The organism is Kitasatospora sp. NPDC057936 (genome assembly GCF_042887525.1).
Classification (GTDB): Bacteria; Actinomycetota; Actinomycetes; order Streptomycetales; family Streptomycetaceae; genus Kitasatospora.
The window spans coordinates 15,089-33,055 of the sequence record NZ_JBHVPD010000109.1 but is presented as its reverse complement, the minus strand read 5'-3'; the positions used below and the strand labels follow the sequence as shown (position 1 = coordinate 33,055).

14 protein-coding genes are annotated in these 17,967 nt (G+C 74.2%); 3 read left to right on the top strand and 11 right to left on the bottom strand.

Annotated features, from left to right (window positions below; translation table 11 throughout):
• Positions 1 to 242: 242 nt before the first annotated feature.
• Positions 243 to 680 carry a hypothetical protein gene (locus ACFVU9_RS38600; protein WP_380449005.1) on the bottom strand — a complete coding sequence of 146 codons (438 nt, stop codon included), beginning with the start codon at positions 678 to 680 and terminating at the stop codon, positions 243 to 245.
• Between the two features lie 155 nt (positions 681 to 835).
• Here ACFVU9_RS38600 and ACFVU9_RS38595 point away from each other — a divergent pair, with 155 nt between their 5' ends.
• From ACFVU9_RS38595 to ACFVU9_RS38585, 3 genes are all read left to right on the top strand, one after another.
• Complete coding sequence (locus ACFVU9_RS38595) at positions 836 to 1,987, top strand: acyl-CoA dehydrogenase family protein (protein WP_387601680.1); 1,152 nt, start codon at positions 836 to 838, stop codon at positions 1,985 to 1,987.
• A 57-nt stretch (positions 1,988 to 2,044) separates the two neighbouring features.
• A complete protein-coding gene (locus ACFVU9_RS38590; RefSeq protein ID WP_380449001.1) occupies positions 2,045 to 2,782 on the top strand; it encodes a TetR family transcriptional regulator in 738 nt (245 codons plus the stop codon).
• Positions 2,783 to 2,930: 148 nt separating this feature from the next.
• Positions 2,931 to 4,286: a chloride channel protein gene (locus ACFVU9_RS38585; protein ID WP_387601676.1), complete on the top strand. Its 1,356-nt coding sequence runs from the start codon at positions 2,931 to 2,933 to the stop codon at positions 4,284 to 4,286.
• A gap of 147 nt (positions 4,287 to 4,433) precedes the next feature.
• On the opposite strand, the gene ACFVU9_RS38580 is transcribed toward ACFVU9_RS38585, so the two are convergent.
• The 10 genes from ACFVU9_RS38580 to ACFVU9_RS38535 form a co-directional block, all read right to left on the bottom strand.
• Positions 4,434 to 4,811, bottom strand: a complete 378-nt coding sequence (locus ACFVU9_RS38580) for a holo-ACP synthase (RefSeq protein ID WP_380509102.1) — start codon at positions 4,809 to 4,811, stop codon at positions 4,434 to 4,436.
• Between the two features lie 44 nt (positions 4,812 to 4,855).
• Positions 4,856 to 5,680 carry a class I SAM-dependent methyltransferase gene (locus tag ACFVU9_RS38575; RefSeq protein WP_387601673.1) on the bottom strand — a complete coding sequence of 275 codons (825 nt, stop codon included), beginning with the start codon at positions 5,678 to 5,680 and terminating at the stop codon, positions 4,856 to 4,858.
• Positions 5,681 to 5,699: 19 nt separating this feature from the next.
• Positions 5,700 to 5,933, bottom strand: a complete 234-nt coding sequence (locus tag ACFVU9_RS38570; RefSeq protein ID WP_380499147.1) for an acyl carrier protein — start codon at positions 5,931 to 5,933, stop codon at positions 5,700 to 5,702.
• A complete protein-coding gene (locus ACFVU9_RS38565) occupies positions 5,930 to 6,769 on the bottom strand; it encodes a hypothetical protein (protein WP_380445493.1) in 840 nt (279 codons plus the stop codon). The genes ACFVU9_RS38570 and ACFVU9_RS38565 overlap by 4 nt, the downstream gene beginning before the upstream one ends.
• Entirely contained in the window at positions 6,766 to 7,638 is an 873-nt protein-coding gene (locus ACFVU9_RS38560; RefSeq protein ID WP_380445492.1) for a diiron oxygenase, read from the bottom strand. Before ACFVU9_RS38560 ends, ACFVU9_RS38565 begins: the two co-directional genes overlap by 4 nt.
• A 136-nt stretch (positions 7,639 to 7,774) precedes the next feature.
• A complete protein-coding gene (gene ngcE / locus ACFVU9_RS38555; RefSeq protein WP_380445491.1) occupies positions 7,775 to 9,739 on the bottom strand; it encodes an N-acetylglucosamine/diacetylchitobiose ABC transporter substrate-binding protein in 1,965 nt (654 codons plus the stop codon).
• Positions 9,740 to 9,995: 256 nt separating this feature from the next.
• Entirely contained in the window at positions 9,996 to 11,027 is a 1,032-nt protein-coding gene (locus tag ACFVU9_RS38550) for a LuxR family transcriptional regulator (protein WP_380445490.1), read from the bottom strand.
• A 12-nt stretch (positions 11,028 to 11,039) separates the two neighbouring features.
• Positions 11,040 to 12,329: an MFS transporter gene (locus ACFVU9_RS38545; RefSeq protein WP_387601669.1), complete on the bottom strand. Its 1,290-nt coding sequence runs from the start codon at positions 12,327 to 12,329 to the stop codon at positions 11,040 to 11,042.
• A complete protein-coding gene (locus ACFVU9_RS38540; protein WP_387601666.1) occupies positions 12,326 to 14,086 on the bottom strand; it encodes a condensation domain-containing protein in 1,761 nt (586 codons plus the stop codon). Before ACFVU9_RS38540 ends, ACFVU9_RS38545 begins: the two co-directional genes overlap by 4 nt.
• A gap of 325 nt (positions 14,087 to 14,411) precedes the next feature.
• Positions 14,412 to 17,948 carry a BTAD domain-containing putative transcriptional regulator gene (locus tag ACFVU9_RS38535; RefSeq protein WP_387601663.1) on the bottom strand — a complete coding sequence of 1,179 codons (3,537 nt, stop codon included), beginning with the start codon at positions 17,946 to 17,948 and terminating at the stop codon, positions 14,412 to 14,414.
• Between the last annotated feature and the right edge of the window lie 19 nt (positions 17,949 to 17,967).

Below are 17,967 nucleotides of genomic sequence, written 5' to 3'. Positions count from 1 at the left end.
CCTACCTGCCGCCGCACCCCGCCGTGTTTATGCCCCCCACGCCTTTCCCCCCCCCCCCCGCGCGGGGGGGGCGCCCACCCGGTCACCGGGCGCCCCCCCCTCCGGCGTTCCCTGGCCCCTTCCCGGGGCCCGGTCGGACCTCTTCGGGACCTCTTCGGGACCTTTTGGGGAGCTTTCGGGACCTTTTGGGAGCGCGCGAGCCTGTTCGGCTATCCGGCTATCCGGCTATCCGGCTATCCCGGCTATTCGGCGAAGGCCGCGAGGTGCTGGGTGAAACCGCCCTGGCTCGGCGGCAGCGGCCGCGGCTCGGTGCACACCACCGGCTGCGGCTCCTCCACCGGCAGCAGCCGCAGCTCCGGGTTCTCCGCCGCGCCGGGCGCCGGCAGCAGGCGGACCTTGGTGCCCACCGGCACGGTGCTGCGCAGCCCGTCGACGATGCACCAGACGTCGAACCCCTCGGCCATCCGGATCAGCGACTTCTGCCGCGCCAGCGGTGTCCTGGCCTGCTCGACCTCGCAGCGCCGCACGACGCCGGTGCCCTCGCTGGGCTCCAGCCGCAGGTCGGTGGAGCCGCAGGTGGGGCAGAGCAGCCGCTGGAAGGTCGGGTTGCTGCACCAGGCGCAGCGCTGGAAGTACAGCGTGGTGCTCTCGCAGACGTCGTCGATGGCTGAGTGGACCACGGTGTCATCTCCCTGCGCTCGGACGGCTTCGGCAGCAAAAGAATAGGGAACTCAGTGCCGCTATGTGAAGGCACTGAGTTCCCTTTTTGCTGCGCGCGTGCATAATGAAGGGTACTGAGTACCGTCAGTGCCGTCCCGAAACAGGAGCGCCGTTCATGAGCCAGGACTTCGATCTCTTCCGTATCTCCGAGGAGCACGGGATGCTCCGTGAGGCGGTGCGCGGGCTGGCCGAGGCGAAGATCGCTCCGTTCGCGGCGGAGGTGGACGAGCAGGGCCGGTTCCCGCAGGAGGCGCTGGAGGCGTTGCAGGGTAATGACCTGCACGCGGTGCACGTGCCGGAGGGGTTCGGGGGTGCGGGGGCGGACGCGCTGGCGACGGTGATCGTGATCGAGGAGGTCGCGCGGGTGTGCGCGTCGTCGTCGTTGATCCCGGCGGTGAACAAGCTGGGGTCGCTGCCGGTGCAGCTGTCGGGCTCGGAGGAACTGAAGGCGAAGTACCTGGGGGCGCTGGCGCGTGGTGAGGGGATGTTCTCGTACTGCCTGTCGGAGCCGGAGGCGGGTTCGGACGCGGCGGGGATGAGGACGCGTGCGGTGCGCGACGGTGACTTCTGGGTGCTGAACGGGGTGAAGCGCTGGATCACGAACGCGGGTGTGTCGGAGTTCTACACGGTGATGGCGGTGACGGACCCGGACAAGCGGTCGAAGGGGATCTCGGCGTTCGTGGTGGAGAAGGGCGACGAGGGTGTGTCGTTCGGTGCTCCGGAGAAGAAGCTGGGGATCAAGGGGTCGCCGACGCGTGAGGTGTACTTCGACAACGTGCGGATTCCGGCGGACCGGATGATCGGTGCGGAGGGGACGGGTTTCGCGACGGCGATGCGGACGCTGGACCACACGCGGGTGACGATCGCGGCGCAGGCGGTCGGGATCGCGCAGGGGGCGCTGGACTACGCGAAGGGCTATGTGCAGGAGCGCCGGCAGTTCGGGAAGGCGATCGCGGAGTTCCAGGGGGTCCAGTTCATGCTGGCGGACATGGCGATGAAGCTGGAGGCGGCGCGTCAGCTGACGTACGCGGCGGCGGCGAAGTCGCAGCGCGGGGATGGGGACCTGACGTTCTTCGGTGCGGCGGCGAAGTGCTTCGCGTCGGACGCGGCGATGGAGATCACGACGGACGCGGTGCAGCTGCTGGGCGGGTACGGGTACACGCGGGACTACCCGGTGGAGCGGATGATGCGCGACGCGAAGATCACGCAGATCTACGAGGGCACCAACCAGGTCCAGCGCATCGTCATGGCCCGCAACCTGCCGTAACACGCAGGGCACCGGCCCTTCGGGGCCGGTGCCGCGCCGCGGTGTAAGTTCCCGGGAATGAGCGAGAAGGAAGAGCAGGACCTGCCCATGAACGACGGGCCCTCGAAGCCGGCGATGCGCGAGGCGCTCGTGGCCGCGGCCTTCGAGCTCTTCCTGGACCGCGGCTTCGAACAGACCACCGTCGACGACATCGTGTCCCTCGCCGGGGTCGGCAGGCGCTCCTTCTTCCGCTACTTCCCGGCCAAGGAGGACGTGGTCTTCCCCGACCACGAGCGCAGCCTGGCCGAGATGACGGAGTTCCTGGACTCCGGCACCGGCGAGGAGGACCCGGTCCGGCACGCCTGCGGCGCGGCCCGCCTCGTCCTGCGGATGTACGCCGAACAGCCGTCCTTCTCCGTCCAGCGCTACCGGCTCACCCGCAAGGTGCCGGGCCTCCGCGCGTACGAGCTGTCGGTGGTGTGGCGCTACGAGCACACCCTCGCGGCCTACCTGCGCGGCCGGTTCGCCGACCGCCCGGACGGGCCGCTGCGCGCCGACGTGATCGCCGCCGCCGTCGTCGCCGCGCACAACCACGCCCTGCGGACCTGGCTGCGCTCGGGCGGGGAGAGCGACTGGGTGGCCGAGGTGGACAGCGCGATGGCCTTCGTCGTCGACACCTGGAGCGACCGCCCCGCCGACGGCGCCGGCGACGCCGACCAGGACGACGTCGTCGTCCTGGTGGCCAGCCGCAAGGCGCCGTTGTGGCGGATGGTCCAGGGCATCGAGAGCGCGCTGGGGGAGTCCCGGCAGGTCTGACCGGCCTCCGCCCGCGCCCCCCGTTCGGCGCAACCCGCCGCCGGCACCGCCCGGTTGGCGCACCGTGGCGCTGCGAGCCGCCGGGCTCCGGGCGAGACTCGGTCCCAGGACGGGGCCGGGCGGGCCCCGGGAGCGCGAAGGAGCGGCCATGCCCGGGACGCCGGAGCGGGGCAGCGCCGGTCCCGGCCTGCGCGAGGTGCTGCTGCACCGGGGCTACCTCGGCCTGCTGGTGGTCTCGGCGCTGGTCGGCGTGCCGATCTCGCTGGCCGCCTTCGGCTTCGTCGGCCTGGAACACGAACTCCAGCACTGGGTCTGGGAGAGCCTGCCGGACGCGGCCGGGTACGACCGCGCCCCCTGGTGGTGGCCGCTGCCCGCGCTGCTGCTGGCCGGCCTCTTGCTCGTCCCGGTCGTCACCCGCCTTCCGGGGCGCGGCGGGCACGTTCCGGTGGACGGGCTCGGCGGCCCGCCCGGCCTGCCGCGGGAAGTCCCCGGCGTGCTGCTCGCCGCACTCGCCTGCCTGCCGCTCGGCGCCGTGCTCGGCCCGGAGGCGCCGCTGATGGCGATGGGCGGCGGCCTCGCGCTGCTCGCGGTCCGGTCCGCCCGGCGGGAACGGCAGCCGCGGCTCGTGCCGGTGCTGGGCGCGGCCGGCTCGGCGGCGGCGATCGCCACCATCTTCGGCAGTCCGCTGGTGGCGGGCGTGATGCTGATCGAGGCGGCCGGACTGGGCGGCCCGCAACTCGTCGTGCTGGTTCTTCCCTGCCTGCTCGCGAGCGGTGTCGGCGCGCTGGTCTTCACCGGCTTCGGGCACTGGACGGGCCTGTCGATCGGCGCGCTCTCGCTGCCGCACGTCCCGAAGAGCGGCGTCCCCGACCCGGGGGACTTCCTGTGGGGCGTTCCGCTGGCCGTCGTGATCGCCGCGGTCTGCGTCGCCGGGCAGGCGCTCGGCCGACGGGTCAAGGCCTACACCACCGGCACCCCGCACCGGACCGCCGTGCGCACCGTCCTGTGCGCGCTCGCCGTCGGCGGCTGCCTGGCCGTGTACGCGCTGATCACCGGCCGTACGCCGGAGGAGGCCGCGCTCTCCGGGCAGGCCACGCTGGGCGCGCTCGCCGCCGACCCGGCGTCCTGGCCGATCGGGGTGCTGCTCGCGCTGGTCGCGTGCAAGGCCGTCGCCTGGGGCGTCGCGCTGGGCAGTCTGCGGGGCGGCCCGATCTTCCCGGCGATCCTGCTCGGCGCGGCGCTCGGGGTGGCCTGTGCGCCGCTGCCCGGCTTCGGCACCGCGCCCGGCCTCGCCGTCGGCCTGGTCGCCGCCGGCGCCTCCGTCACCCGGCTGCCCGTCACCAGCACTGTGCTGGCGGCGATGCTGCTGGGCGGGGAGGCGGCGAACCTGATGCCGCTGCTGATCGTCGCCGGGGTGACGGCCTTCATCGCCGGCGAACTGCTCCGCGGCCTCGCCGCCGGCACCCCTGCACCGGCAGGGCCCGCGGCGGCCCGAGCGGGCTGACCGCGGCCGCCCGCGAGTCGGCCCGGGCCCGCCGGCGAGCTCCCGTCGCCGCCCGGAGGGTGGGCCGGGCGGCGGTGCGGGAGGTGCCCGCCGGTGGTGGGGAAGTACCGTCCGGTGGGCGGGAGTTCGACGGCGGGCCCGGGGTGTTCAGGCCCCCGGGTGGGCGAGGGCCGCGGCGAGGACGAGGTCGCGCTTGTGCGTGATCGACACCTGGACACCGGCCACGCCGAGGCCGGCCGCCCAGGTGGCGGCGGCGCCGGACAGCCGGACCACCGGGGCGCCGCCGTCCGAGCGCAGGACGGCGACGTCCCGCGGCCGGATGCCGCCCGTGAAGCCGGTGCCGAGGGCCTTCAGCACCGCCTCCTTGGCGGCGAACCGCCCGGCCAGGAACTCCCGCGCCCGCTCGGGGCCGAACGCCTCGGCGGTGGCCAGCTCGGCCGCGTCGTAGACGAAGGCCCGGAACCAGGGCCGGCGGAGCAGCCGGTCCAGTTCGCCGATGTGCAGCAGATCGACCCCGATCCACACGGCCGGCTACTCCGGGTCCGCGCCGGTGGTGGCCCGGCGGCCCGTCACGAGGCGGCGATCTCGGCGCGGATGAGCCAGAGCCGGTTGGCGCCGCGGCGGTTGCGCGGCTGGACGTCGTAGGGCCAGCGGCCCTGGCCGGCGCCGGGCTGGCCGGGCTCGCTGACGTCGACGGCCTTCCAGCCGTTGGCGGTCAGGAACTCCTCGGGCTCGTCGCTGCCGAAGATCCACGGGGTGCCGTCGGCGGCGAGCGTGTCCAGGAAGGGCTTGGAGAAGGGACTGCGCAGCAGGGCCCGGCCGAGGATGTCGAACGCGAGGCGGCTGCCGGGGGCGGAGGCCGAGGCGAGGAGCCGCAGGAAGCCCGCGGCCTGCTCGTCGGTGAGGAAGAAGGTGAGGGCCTCGGCGATCCACAGGGTGGGGCGGGTGCGGTCGAAGCCGGCGGCTTCGAGGGTGGGCAGCCAGTCCTGGGTGAGGTCGGCGGAGACCTCGCGGCGGTCGGTGCGGGGTTCGGCGCCGAGGGCGTCGAGGCGGCGGCGCTTCTCGGTGATGAGGGGGCCGTGGTCGACCTCGTAGAGCTCGGTGCCGTCGGGCCAGTCGAGGCGGTAGGCGCGGGTGTCCATGCCGGCGGCGATGAGGACGACCTGCCGGATTCCGCCCTCGGCGAGGATGTCGCGGATGGCGTCGTCCAGGTAGCGGGTCCTGATCGAGATGAACGGCAGGACACCGCCTCCGGCGTAGCGCTCGATCAGTTCGAAGCCCTTGGGGGCGGCGAGGTCGCGGGCGAGGGGGTCGGTGAAGAGGGCGTCCTCGCGTTCGGACTCCTGGGCGCGGGCGGCGGCCATCCACTGGGCGGTGTAGGAAACGGCGTGCATGGGTGGTCCCTCCTCGGGCTCAGGCGAAGAACGCCTTCTGGATGGTGGCGAGGGACTGGAAGTCCTCGATGTCGATGGTGTCGAAGTCGATCTCGATGCCGGCCGCGTCCTCGATGGTGTAGACGAGCTCGACGAAGGCGAGCGAGTCGACCAGGCGGCTCTCGATGATGTTGACGTCGGGGGCGAGTTCGGTGCGGCCGGGGTGGCGGCCGAGGATCCAGTCGCGGACCTTGTCGATGCCGGTGGCGCTCATGCCGGTTCCTTTCGAGCGGTGCGGACGGTTTCGGCGGCCTGGTCGAGGTCGCCGTGGAAGTGGTCGGTGAGGACCGCGATCCAGCGTTCGAGGCCGAAGGCGGTGCAGGAGGTGTAGGCGTGTTCGCCGGTGGTGAGGGTGATGTCGCAGCGTTCGCCGAAGAAGTTGCGGTGGGTGTTGACGGAGGCGATGGCGAGGTCGCCGTACTGGAATTCGTGTTTGACGGGGTTGAGCTTCTGGAGGAGGGCGCGGGCGCCGTCGTTCTGGAAGAAGGGGTCGCTCGCGGGGGCCTTGCCGAGGTCGAGGCCGAGGGCGGCGGCGAAGGCGAGGATGCGGTCGGTGAAGTGGTGCAGGACCTGCTGGGTGTGCTCGTGGGTGCCGATGGCGACGATCTCGCGCATCTGGAAGGAGGCGAGGCGGCGCAGGCCGTCGTAGTGGTCCTCGCTGCGGAAGCAGCGGTTGACGAGGGTGACGAGGGTGTCGTCGGGGACGGTGGTGCCCTCGTAGTAGAGGTAGGCGCCGTAGCAGGTGGCGTGGGGCAGGCCGTAGCGGGCGTCGGCGAGGGCGTCGGGGGTGAAGCGTCCGCCGGCGGGCTTGCGGGGTTCGCCGGTGAGGTCGAGGGGGGCGGCGGTCCAGGCGAGGTGGGGGAAGTTGGTGTAGACGTCGAACTTCTCGAGGTCGGTGACCGGGTAGAGCGGGGGCGGGGTGATGGGTTGGGCGCCGGCGGCCCGGGCCCAGGTGGTGAAGGTCTGGTCGAGTTCCTGGAGCAGGCGGGTGGCGGGCGGTCCGAGGATGGCGAGGGCGGGTTGCCCGTCGTGGCCGGTGAGGCGGTTCATCGGATGAGTCCCGTCTTTTCCAGGTACTTGGCGGTCTTGCGGAAGGTGCGTCGTTCGGCTTCGGCGCGGGCGGGGGATTCCAGGAGCTGTCGGCGGACCTCGTGGGGCTTGTCGAGGCCGGCGTCGCGGTAGACCTGGGGGTGGTAGAGGGATTCGAAGCTGTGGGTGAGGTAGCGGCGCAGGTAGGTGGAAATGTCGTCGAGCTGCTGTTCGGTGGCGTCCTGCTTGAGGTCCTGGTAGAGGAGGTCGACGAGTTCGCGGCCGAAGGCGATGTGGCGGGATTCGTCCTGGTGGTGGATGCGGTTGATGGCGCGGATGGTGTCGTGGAGGCGCTCGTCGGTGGCCATGGTGGCGTTGTAGTGGTCGACGAGTTCTTCGAAGATGAGGATGCGGGTGAAGACGAGGAGGCTTTCGGTCTTCGTGCCGTGGGTGGGGGTTTCGGTGCCGGCGGCGGGCTGGCGGTAGATCTTCTTGCCGTAGCGCAGGCAGAACTCGGCGAAGAACCACATGTGTTCGTTCTCTTCGCCGATGAAGTGGTGGAAGAACTCGGAGGGCGTCTCGAATCCGGCGGTGTGGATGCGGTTGACGACCTCGGTGAGGAGTTCGCGGATGCCGTGGACGTTGAGGCTGTAGAAGTTGATGCTCTCGTGCTTGGAGAGGGTGTGGAGCTGTTCGGGGGTGAGCCGTTCGGCGAGCTCGGTGCCGTGGGTGGTGGTGAGTTCGGGGCTCATCCACCAGGTGTTCTCGGGGAGCCGGTCCGGCCATTCGAAGAGCCGGTAGGGGTTGTAGTAGTCGTCGATCGACTTGACGGTGAGGCGGTCCATGATTTCCTGGAACCGGCCGTTCCGCTCGATCACATCGCTGACCATGGGCGATGTCTCCGTTCGCCTCGGGGGCTTTGTGGTGTGCCTCCAGGCTATGGATTGGTGCAGACCTTCCTCAACGCCCGGAACCGGCTGCCGAATTAGGTCAGCGACCGGATCCCCGAGAGGGGGAGCGGACGGCTCAGGGGTGCCGGTACTTCGTGACGGAACCGTCCTGGGCGGTCCGGTCCGCCGCCTGCTGGATCAGCCGGACGGCCTCGGCGGGCTTCAGCCGGCCGGTCGTCAGTTCGCCGATGTAGCCGGCGATCACCTCGCGGTTGAGGTCCTGGTACCAGTCCGTGCGGGGCGCGACGATGTGCTCGCCCGCGGCCTTGAGCAGGTCGCGGGCTGAGGCGAGGCCGGGCGGCAGTTCGAGGTCGTCCGCGGCCTCGCCGACCACCGTCAGCGAGGACACCCGGCGGGTGAACTCCCGTGCCGACGTGCGGCCGAGCAGGACGCGCAGCAGCTCCTGGCCGCCCTGCGGGTTGCGGGCGGCCCGCGGGACGACGAACGCGCTGCCGGCCGCCGCCCAGATGGTCCCGAACGGCATCCGGTCGGTGTCGCCGAGCCCGGGGGGCGGGGCCACGGCCATGTCGAAGCCGGGCGGCGTGGTGTCCTTGGCCTCGTTCTCCACCCAGGAGCCGTTCGGGATGAACAGCGCCTTCCCGGCCGTCCACGCGGTCTGCGCCTGGAGGTGGTCGAGGTCCGCGGTGCCCGCCAGCAGGTGTCCGCGGACGGCGAGTTCGTGGTACGCCTCGAAGGCCTGCCGGACGGCGTCGTGGTGCCAGGCGTTCGGCTCCAGGTTGTCGATGGCCCGCAGCACCTCGGGGCCGCCGATCTTGGCGATGAACGGGTACAGGGTCCACTGCAGGTAGAACGGGTACTTGCCGGGGAACGTCCAGCCCGCGATGCCCTCGCGCTTGGCCTCCTCGCACAGCGCGAGCATCTCGTCCCAGGTCCGCGGGTACTCCCAACCGTGCTTCGCCAGCGTCGACTCGGAGTACCAGAGGCCGAACACCGTGTACGCGTGGTTGAGCGCCCAGACCTCCTCCCCGCCGAACCGGCCCTTGGCGATCGCCGCCGGGATCAGCGTGTCGGCGACGGTCCGGCCGGGATCGTCGTAGGCCGGTGCGGCCAGCAGCGGCCGCAGGTCGGTCAGCCGGCCCGCGGCGGCCAGTTCGGCGGTGGCCACCGAGGCCGGGCCGGTGTTGTCCACGAGGTCCGGCGGGCTCCCGTCGGCGAGGCGCGGCTCCAGCAGCGGCCGGATCTCGGCGGCGGCGGTGTGCGCGACCTCCGCGTGCGGGAACGCCGTGCGGTAGCGCTCCTCGGCGTCCCGGACGTAGCCGTCGCCGAAGCCGCCGTCGAAGACCAGCACGTCCAGCGGCGCCGCCGGGTCCACGCCGAGCGGGTTCGAGCCGAGCGGGTCCGCGCGCCCGGTCAGGGCCCCGGAGGCCGACCGGGACTGCGCGAGCAGCCAGGCGTAGACCTCGGGGTCGTCGTACGTCCTGGTCCACGAGTCGTGCCCGGTGTCCGGGTACCGGGTGAAGCGGACGGGGTTGCCCGCCTCCCGCAGCGCGGCCACGATCTTCTCGGTGTGCGAGACCGGGATGTTGCGGTCCTCGGCGCCGTGGAAGGTCCACACCGGCAGGTGGGCGATCCGCGGCGCGGCCTCCGGCAGCCAGGAGCCGCAGATCGGCACCGCGGCCGCGAACCGGCCCGGGTAGCGGGCGGTGAGCGCCCACGTCCCGGTGCCGCCCATGCTGAGCCCGGTGACGTACAGCCGGTCCGGATCCACGCGGTGGGCGTCGGCCACCTCCCGGACCAGGGCGGCCAGCGCGCTCAGTTCGGCCGCCCAGGTGCTGTACGAGGGACACTGCGGCGCGACCACGACGAACGGCAGGTCCGCGCCGGCCTCGATCCGCTTGAGCGGGCCGTGCGCGGCGATGCCGGCCAGGTCCTCGCCGCGCTCCGAGGCGCCGTGCAGGAACAGCAGCAGCGGCCAGGGCTCGGCCGCGTCGGCGTAGCCGTCCGGCAGCGACAGGACGTACGGCAGGTCGTTGCCGCCGTCGTCGCTCGCGAACAGGTGGTGCTGAAGGGCGGTGGACATCGGTTTCCTTTCATCGGAGGGTCGTCCGGTTGTCGCGGGGCCGGGACCGGCCCGAGCGGGAGGGCGTCCCGCTCGGGCCGGTCACCGCGCCCGCGGCTCGGGCCGGGCAGCGGACGGTTCCCGCTCGGAGGAGCGGGGCCGGGTGTGGTGCGGAGAGGGTCGGTGGTGGGTCCCGCTGCCCGCCCGCCGGGTGCCGGTGCCGGGGGGCGCAGCACGGTGGACCCACCCGGCCGGGGCACCGGCGCGGCCCGTCGGCTCAGGCGGCGTTCCTCGGCGTCGGGCCGACCAGCCCGGTCCGGGCCGCCAGCACGCCGGCCTGGAACCGGCTGGTGGCGGAGAGGTCCTGCATGATCGCGGCCAGGTGGCGGCGGAAGGTGCGGTCCGACATCGCCACCCGCCGGGCGATCACGTCGTCCTTGGCACCGGAGGCCAGCAGTTCGAGGATGGTCGCCTTCACCTCCTCGATCGTCCCGGCGTAGCCGCCGGCCGCGGAGTCGAACTCGAAGGCCGAGGCCCAGTAGCGTTCGTGCAGCCCGCCGAGGAAGGCCGCCACCGCCCCGTCGTACACGACGGCGATCGCGTCGCCCTCGCCGGCCGGGATGAACGCGACCTGCCGGTCGAACACCAGGAAGCGGTCGTGCACCTCCTTGGTGGTGCGGGCCTGCCCGCCGACCGCCATCAGCGCGCCGATGTGGGCCCGCGTCCCGGCGTCGCCGCGGGCGGTGTGCGGGTAGAGCACCCGGGCCCGGACGCCGCGTTGCAGCGCCTCCAGCACGAGCGGCCGGGCCAGTCGCAGCTCGGCCGTCTCCTGCGCCACGCAGGGCTGCATGACCAGCAACTCCTCGGTGCAGCGCTGGGCCGCGTCGAGGAGCCGAAGCCGGAGCTCCTGCGGGTCGTCGGTGATCACCACGCTCTCCGTGCGGGTCTTGGCCTGCTTGTCGAACGCGGCCGCGAACGAGCGCAGTTGGCCCTTGAAGCCGGCGAGCCGGCGCCGCTGGTCGTGGATCGCCCGCTCCAGCGGCACCAGGAGCTCGACCTGGGCGGTGTCCGGGCTGACCGCGACCAGCAGGCTCCCGCCGTCCTCGGCCGGCCGCACCAGGCGCAGTTCGCGCAGTTCGTCGAGCGCCCGCAGGACCCTGGGGAACGGGAGGCCGAGTTCGGCGGCGATCCCGGCGGGGGTGAAGTGCGGTCGGCCGAGGGCCCGTTCGTAGAGCCAGACCACGAACTGGTCCGGCTCGCCGGGGTGTCTCGCGGAGTCCTGCCGTACGGTCGGTGCCGCGTGTGCCATGATCGCCTCCACTCAGTCCTCGTCCGGTCGTCCGCCGCCCGGTTCGGCGGCGCGCAGCCTGCGGACGGCCGGTGCCGCGAGCAGGACGGCACTGCAGGCCAGCCCGACGCCGAAGGACGCGAACATCAGCGTCCGCTCCCCGGTCAGGCGGGCGATCGGCCCGGCCAGCGCGCGGCCGAGGGCCATCGACAGCAGCGAGCCGGCCACGTCGTACGCGTAGACCCGGTTGAGCAGGTCGCCCGGGATCTGCGTCTGGACGGTGGTCGCCCACAGGACCGACCACAGCGCCAGACCGGCCCCGGCGAGGCCCCAGCCGACGCACAGCACGACCACGTCGGGCCGGACCGCCGCCGTCAGCGGGTACAGCGCGAACAGCACCCACCCGATCGTGCCGAAGGCGAGCGGCCGCGCCGGGCGCAGCCGCATCGCCACGGCGCCGCCGACCAGCCCGCCGACGCCCATGGCGGCCAGGCCGGTGCCGAGCACCGTGGAGCCGTGGGCGGCGACGACGAGGTCGGTGCCGACCGGCAGCGAGAGGCCGGCCACGAAGCACCCGTACAGCAGGAAGACCGAGATGACGCCCCACAGCCACGAGCGGGCCCGGAACTCCTGCCAGCCCTCGACCAGTTGGCGCAGGAACGACTCCCCGGCCGGCTCGCCCGCGCGCGGCGGCAGCCGCAGCGCGAACAGGCAGGCGGCGCTGATCCCGTACGTGGTGGCGTAGATGGCGAACACCACGGCCGGCCCGGAGAAGCTGACGAGCACCCCGGCCAGGGCGGGCCCGGCCACCCCGGCCAGCGACTCGGCGATCCGCAGCGCGCCGTTGGCCCGCTGGACGTCCTGCGCGACCTGCGGGACGAGTCCGGCCACCCCGGGCTGGAACAGCGCGGTGGCCAGGCCGCTCGCGAACTGCAGCGCGACGATGGCGGCCAGCGACGGCGTGCCGAGGGCGAACGCGACGGCGAGCGCGCCCTGGATGCCCAGGCGCACGAGGTCGGCGAGGACCATCATCCGGCGGGGGGTGAACCGGTCGGCGAGCACACCGCCGAACAGCACGCCCATGGCGAGCGCCGCCATCCAGGCGCCCAGCGCGTAGCCGACCCCGGCGGTGCCGTAGCCGCTGTCCAGGACGCCGACGGACAGCGCCACGGGCAGCATCGCGTCGCCGAGCAGCGAGCCGGTGCGGGCGCCGAAGTAGCGGCGGAAGTTGGCGGACCACAGGGCGGCGCCGGGAGCACCGGCGTCCTCGGCACCCGTGGCGGTGGGACTCGCCTCGTCGGCGCTGGTGTCGGTGGCGCTCACGTCAGGTCGCCTTCCGCGGGGCGGCCGGAGGAGTCGGACAGCACCGGGAGCCCGGCCCAGGCCCGCGGGTCGTCGGCGCGGGCCGGCTCGGGGGCGCCGTCGTGCACCACGTAGCGGTGCGGGGTGATGGCGCCGACCCGCCCGGGGAGCGCGGCCAGCGCGCGCCGCTGGACGTCGCGCGGGTCGGCCGGCCCGGGGAGGTGGCACACCAGCCGGTGGCCGAGGTCGTCGTCCGGTTCGGCGGTGACGAGGTGCGGCGTGCCGGCCAGCACCTCGGCGAGCAGCGTCCGGACGGCGGCGAGCTCCACCCAGGAGCGGTCGCTGAGGTACCAGCCGGGGCCGCGCTCGACCGGCGCGAGCGTGGTGAGCGAGGGCAGTTCCTTGAGCGCCACGTCCTCCTCGGCGGCGGCCGCGAACAGGCGCAGCAGGGCGCGCCCGAACTCCTCGGCCTCGGCGTCGGCCAGGGTCTGCGGGTCGAGCCACAGGGTCAGCTCGAACTCCCCGGTGAGCCGGTACAGGCAGGCGAAGAAGCGGCAGGGCACGTCCTCGGGGGGCACCCACCCGACGCTGCCGCCGAGCCCCGGTTCCGGGACGGCGGGCTCCTGGTGGCCGGGGATCCACACGCCGGGCAGCCGGCCGCGCGCGGACTCGTCGGGGGAGCCGGCGGCGGCGGCCAGCGCGCTCATGTCGTTGAAGACGAGGTCGCGGGCGAAGGAGATGCCGCGTTCGGTGCTCGCCGCCTCGATGGCCCGCCAGACCGCCGTCGGGTCGAACCAGCTGTGCCGGTACGCGGGCAGCCCGGCCGCCCGCACCTGTCGGACGACGTCGTCGAAGCCGGTCGGCCCGTCGAGGTCGAGCGGCAGCAGCGCGTCCTGCGCGAGCGATCCGAAGAAGCCGCGCAGCTTGGGGACGACGCGGTTGCCGGAGAGCGAGGTCACCGCGACGGTCCCGTGCCCGGCGCGGTGGCCGACGAGCACCGCGAGGGCCGCGAGCACCACCGTGGACGCGCTGGCGCCGGTCCGTTCGGCGACGGCCGCCAGCTGGGCGGGGGCGGCCGTGGAGCGGACGGCGAGGCCGGGGTGCAGCCAGTCGGTCTTGGCCGGGGTGCCGGTGGGCGGCGGGAACACGGCCTGCGGCACCCGGCCGATCTGGGCGCCCCAGTACTGCACGGCGCCCGCGCCGATCCGCTGGACGGACGCCGAGCGCTCCAGCCCGACGACGTCGACGGGCTCCAGCGCGGGCGGCTCCGGCAGCTCGCGGCCGGCGCACAGCGCGGCCCACTCGGCGTGCAGCACCTCGCACGCGGCGACGTCCATGGCGGCGTGGGTGACCACCCAGACGAGCTGTCTCGGGACGCCCTCCACCGTCACCACGGCGACGCGGAAGGGGAGTTCGGACTCCAGGTCGAAGGGGCGGGCGCGCAGCCGGCGGGCGGTGCGCTCGGCCGTCCCCAGGGGGTCGCCGTCCGACTCGACCAGCTCGACCACCAGCGTGCCGCAGGCGGCGACCCGCTGGGTGGGCGGGGTGGTGAGGACGTACGTGGTGCGCAGCGACTCGTGGCGCTCCAGCAGGGTGCGCAGCTGGGCGGCGATCCGGTCCGGGCCGCCGTCGGCGGGGACGCCGAAGACCATGGCCAGGTTCAGGCGCGTGGGGTCGTCGTCGATGCTGATCGCACGGACGATGTTGGCGTGACCGAACGAGAGGGGGCCCGACCGTGCGGGGCGGGCACCGGCGAAGTCGACCGTGAGCTGTGGCAACGTGTCACCTCATGGATCGCGGCGGTCGTGTGGGGGGTTCTGGATCACGGTACGGAGGGCGGCTGTTGGACCGGCTGTAGTCGCACCAGAGGGGGTGCGGCCGGAACTTCCGGTCGGCGGGGGCCGCGTACGGGGGCTGAGCTCGGCGATCCGGCGGGCGGGCGGGTGGCGGCCGGGCGACCGGAAGAAGTGGCCGCAACTTCCGGAGCAGTTGTTCCGGGGGCAACGGTCCGCCCGCGCGGTCTGTTCGCGTGGTCCGTCCGTGCGGTCCGCCCGCCCGGTCCGTCCGCGCCGCCGTCCCCGGCCGTGAGGGCTCGGCCGTGACTCAGAGGACGGCTCCGGTCCCCGTCTCCTCGCAGATCCGCTCCGCCGCGCGCCGGTGCGCGAGCGCCTCCTCCGGCGCGCCGAGCGCCGCGTGCGCGTGCCCGAGCACGTGGTGGCTGCGCGCCTCGCCGGGCCGGTGGCCGGTCTCCCGGTGCAGCGCGAGCGCCTCCGCGGCCAGGTCCGCGCCGGTGCGCGGGTCGCCCAGCAGGACGCGGACGTGGGCGAGCACGTCGAGCGCGCAGGCCTCCAGCAGCCGGAACTCCGACTCGCGGGCCAGGCCGAGCGCCTGCTGGGCGGTGAGCAGGGCGAACTGCCGCTCACCGAGCCGACGTTGGACGGTCGCCAGGCCGACGAGCGCGGACACCTGCGGGAAGCGGTCGTCCACCACCTCGGCGAGGTGCAGCGCCTGCCGGTAGCTGTCGGCGGCCTCGGGCAGCCGCTCGGCCCGCTCCAGCGCGATCGCGAGGACGAAGGCGGCGTTCGCCTCCAGCCGGCGGTTGCCGAGCGCCCGCGCGGTCGCGAGGGCGGTCTCGGCGAGCCGGTGGCCGGTGCGGTGGTCGCCGAGGTCGGAGTGGGCGCGGGAGAGGCAGCTCAGGGCGACGGTCTCGCTGGTCCGGTTGCCGGTGGCCTCGTGGACGGCCAGTGCGGCGCCGGCCACCCGGATCGCCTCCCGGGAGCGGCCCATGGCGCGGTGGGCGATGCCGAGGTTGGTGTGGGCGATCGCCTCCCCGCGGACGGAGCCGAGGTCGCGGTAGAGCCGGGCGGCGCGGGTGAAGTGGTCGGCGGCCTCGGGCAGGCGGCCGAGCTTCCAGCAGATCAGGCCGAGGTCGGTGAGGTCGTCGGCGGTGCCCGCGCCGCCCGCGCGTTCGGTGAGCTCGCGGGCCCGGGAGAGGTAGTCGGAGGCCAGGCGCATGCTGCCGTTCTCCTGGTGGGCGGCGCCGATCCGGCGCAGCGCCATCGCCTGGCCGGCCGGCCACTCGGCGCGCCCGGCGAGGTCGAGGGCCTTGCCGAAGAGGGTGACGGCGAGCGCGTTGTTGCCGAGGGTCCAGTGGCAGTCGGCGCGCTGCAACTGCGCGGTGGCCTGGGCGCGGAGCCGGCCGTCGGTGACGGCGGCGGCGAGCCCCGCGGTGGCGACGCGCAGCCGCTGGATGGTGTACATGCCCCGGGAGAGGTAGCCGTGCAGGCTCTCGGCGAGGCGCCAGGCGACGGTGGGGAAGCCGGAGTGGGCCGCGTGCAGGACGGCGCCGACCAGGCTGTCCCGTTCGGCGTCCAGCCACGCGGCCGCCTGGGCGCGGTCCGGGACGAGCGTGGCGGCGGCCGGTCCGGGGCCGGCCGCGGGCCTGGTCGGGTCGAGCAGCCGGGCCGCGGCCTCGGCGTGGCGCAGGTACCACTCGAAGAGCCGTTCGCGGGCGCCGTGCACCTCGTCGCCGACGACGAGTTCGCGGGCGTAGGAGCGCAGCAGGTCGTGCAGCCCGAACCGGCCGGGGGAGCGCTCCTGCACGAGGTGGGCGTCGGTCAGCCGGTGCATGAGCAGGGCGGACTCGGCGGAGGTCGTGTCGGCGAGGGCGGCGGCGCCGTGGACGGTGACGTCCGCTCCGGGCATCAGGCTGAGCAGCCGGAACATCCGCCGGGCCGGTTCGGGCAGGGCACGGTGGGAGAGGTCGAACGCGGCCTTGACGGTCGCGTGCCGGTCGCCCTCGACGCGCAGCCGGCTGAGCAGGTCGTCGCCCGCGAGCTCGGTGCAGTACACGGCGATGCCGGTGTTGCGGGCGTGCAGGTTGGCGGCGGCGATCCTGATCGCGAGCGGAAGCCCGCCGCACAGCTGGACCAGCGCCCGCGCGGCCTCCTCCTCGGCGGCGACCCGCTCGGCGCCGGCGGTGTGGGCGAGCAGCCGCAGGGCGTCGTCCGGGCCGAGCACGTCGAGGGCCAGCTGCCGGGCGCCGTCGCTGACGACCAGCCCGGCCATCCGGGTGCGGCTGGTGATGACGACGCCGCAGCCCTGCGCGCCGGGGATGAGCGGCCGGACCTGCTCGGGGTCGCGGGCGTTGTCCAGCACGATCAGCATCCGCTTGTCGGCGAGCAGCGTGCGGTACGTCGCGACGGCCTCGTCCTCGTCGGCGGGCATCCGGTCGGGCGGCACGCCGAGGGCGCGGAGGAACTGGGCCAGGACGTCGCCGGGGCGCAGCGCGGGCACGGGGGAGTGGCCGCGCAGGTCGACGAACAGCTGCCCGTCCGGGAAGTGGTCGCGCCGCGCGTGCGCCCAGTGCATCGCGAGCGCCGTCTTGCCGACGCCCGGCGCGCCCACCACGGCGACGACCTTCTGCCGGACGGCCGGGTTCGTGGCCACCAGGCCGTCCAGTTCCCGGAGTTGGCGGCGGCGGCCGACGTACGCCCCGGCCTCGGCGGGGAGTTGGGCCGGCCGGACGGCGGGGGCCGGGCCCGGTGCCGCAGGGGTCCACGGTTCGTCCGTGCCGGTGCGCCGTGCGCGGGGCAGTTGCTGGCGCAGCACCCGCAGGTGCGCCTCGCGCAGTTCCTCGCTGGGGGCGATGCCCAGTTCCTCGTCCAGCCGGTCGCGGAAGCGGGTGAACACCTTGAGCGCGGCGGCCTGTTCGCCGCAGCTGGCGAGGGTGAGGACGAGCCGGGCGTGCAGGCCCTCGTGCAGCGGCTCCTCCCGCACCATCTCCCACAGCCGACGCACGGCGTCCTCGGGGCGGCCGAGCCGGAGCGCGGCGTCGGCGTGCAGCAGGACGGCCTCGGTCCGCTGCTCGTTGGCGGCGACGGCGGCGGGGTGGTTGCGCAAGGCCGGGTCGGCGTCGGCGAGCACGGGCCCGCGCCACCACTCCAGGGCGCAGGTGAGCGACTCGTACGCGAGGACGGGGTCCGCCGCGGCGAGCGCGCGTTTGGCGCGGGCGAGGAGTTCGTCGAAGTGCCCGAGGTCGCGCTGGCTCCAGGCGGCCTCCAGCAGGTAGCCGGTGGGGGTGCGGGCGACGGCGGGCTTCGCGCCGGCCCTGGGCGCGGCGGGTTCGAGCAGTTGGCGGACCTGGCTGACGTACGTGTGGACGAGGCTCTGCCGCGAGCCGGGCGGGCCGGCGGGCCAGAGCGTCTCGGCGATCTCCTGCTGGGTGGCCGGCTCGGGGTGCTTGAGCGCGAGCAGTCCGAGCAGGCGGCGCTGCATCGGGCTGGTGACCGCGAGCGGGGTCCGGTCGCGCTGCACGACGAGCGGGCCGAGGATCAGGAACCGCAGCCGGCCGGTGTTCCTGGCCGGCCGCGCGCGGGCGGCGGTCAGCAGCCGGTCGACGTCGGCGCCGCTCAACCCGAGGGCCGTGGCCAGCCGCTGGAGCGTTCCGGCCTGCGGCCGGTTGACCCGGTCGCGCTCGATGTCGCGCAGCGCCCGGGCACTGATCGAGGCACGGGCGGCCGCGTCCTCCTGGCTGAGCCCCGCCCGCCGCCGGTGCCCCTGCACCTGCGCGCCGAGCGTCTCGCCCCCCGTCTCCGGACCGTCCCAAGGGAGCCCCGGCGCCGCGTCCCGTCCCCCCATGGCCTCCCCCTCGTCCGTC

What these genes read in the sequence shown, in the direction of transcription:
- ACFVU9_RS38595 (WP_387601680.1), top strand. Translation starts at nt 836, where the DNA reads ATGAGCCAGGACTTCGATCTCTTCCGTATCTCCGAGGAGCACGGGATG.
- ACFVU9_RS38590 (WP_380449001.1), top strand. Translation starts at nt 2,045, where the DNA reads ATGAGCGAGAAGGAAGAGCAGGACCTGCCCATGAACGACGGGCCCTCG.
- ACFVU9_RS38585 (WP_387601676.1), top strand. Translation starts at nt 2,931, where the DNA reads ATGCCCGGGACGCCGGAGCGGGGCAGCGCCGGTCCCGGCCTGCGCGAG.
- ACFVU9_RS38575 (WP_387601673.1), bottom strand. Translation starts at nt 5,680, where the DNA reads ATGCACGCCGTTTCCTACACCGCCCAGTGGATGGCCGCCGCCCGCGCC.
- ACFVU9_RS38570 (WP_380499147.1), bottom strand. Translation starts at nt 5,933, where the DNA reads ATGAGCGCCACCGGCATCGACAAGGTCCGCGACTGGATCCTCGGCCGC.
- ACFVU9_RS38565 (WP_380445493.1), bottom strand. Translation starts at nt 6,769, where the DNA reads ATGAACCGCCTCACCGGCCACGACGGGCAACCCGCCCTCGCCATCCTC.
- ACFVU9_RS38560 (WP_380445492.1), bottom strand. Translation starts at nt 7,638, where the DNA reads ATGGTCAGCGATGTGATCGAGCGGAACGGCCGGTTCCAGGAAATCATG.
- ngcE (WP_380445491.1), bottom strand. Translation starts at nt 9,739, where the DNA reads ATGTCCACCGCCCTTCAGCACCACCTGTTCGCGAGCGACGACGGCGGC.
- ACFVU9_RS38550 (WP_380445490.1), bottom strand. Translation starts at nt 11,027, where the DNA reads ATGGCACACGCGGCACCGACCGTACGGCAGGACTCCGCGAGACACCCC.
- ACFVU9_RS38535 (WP_387601663.1), bottom strand. Translation starts at nt 17,948, where the DNA reads ATGGGGGGACGGGACGCGGCGCCGGGGCTCCCTTGGGACGGTCCGGAG.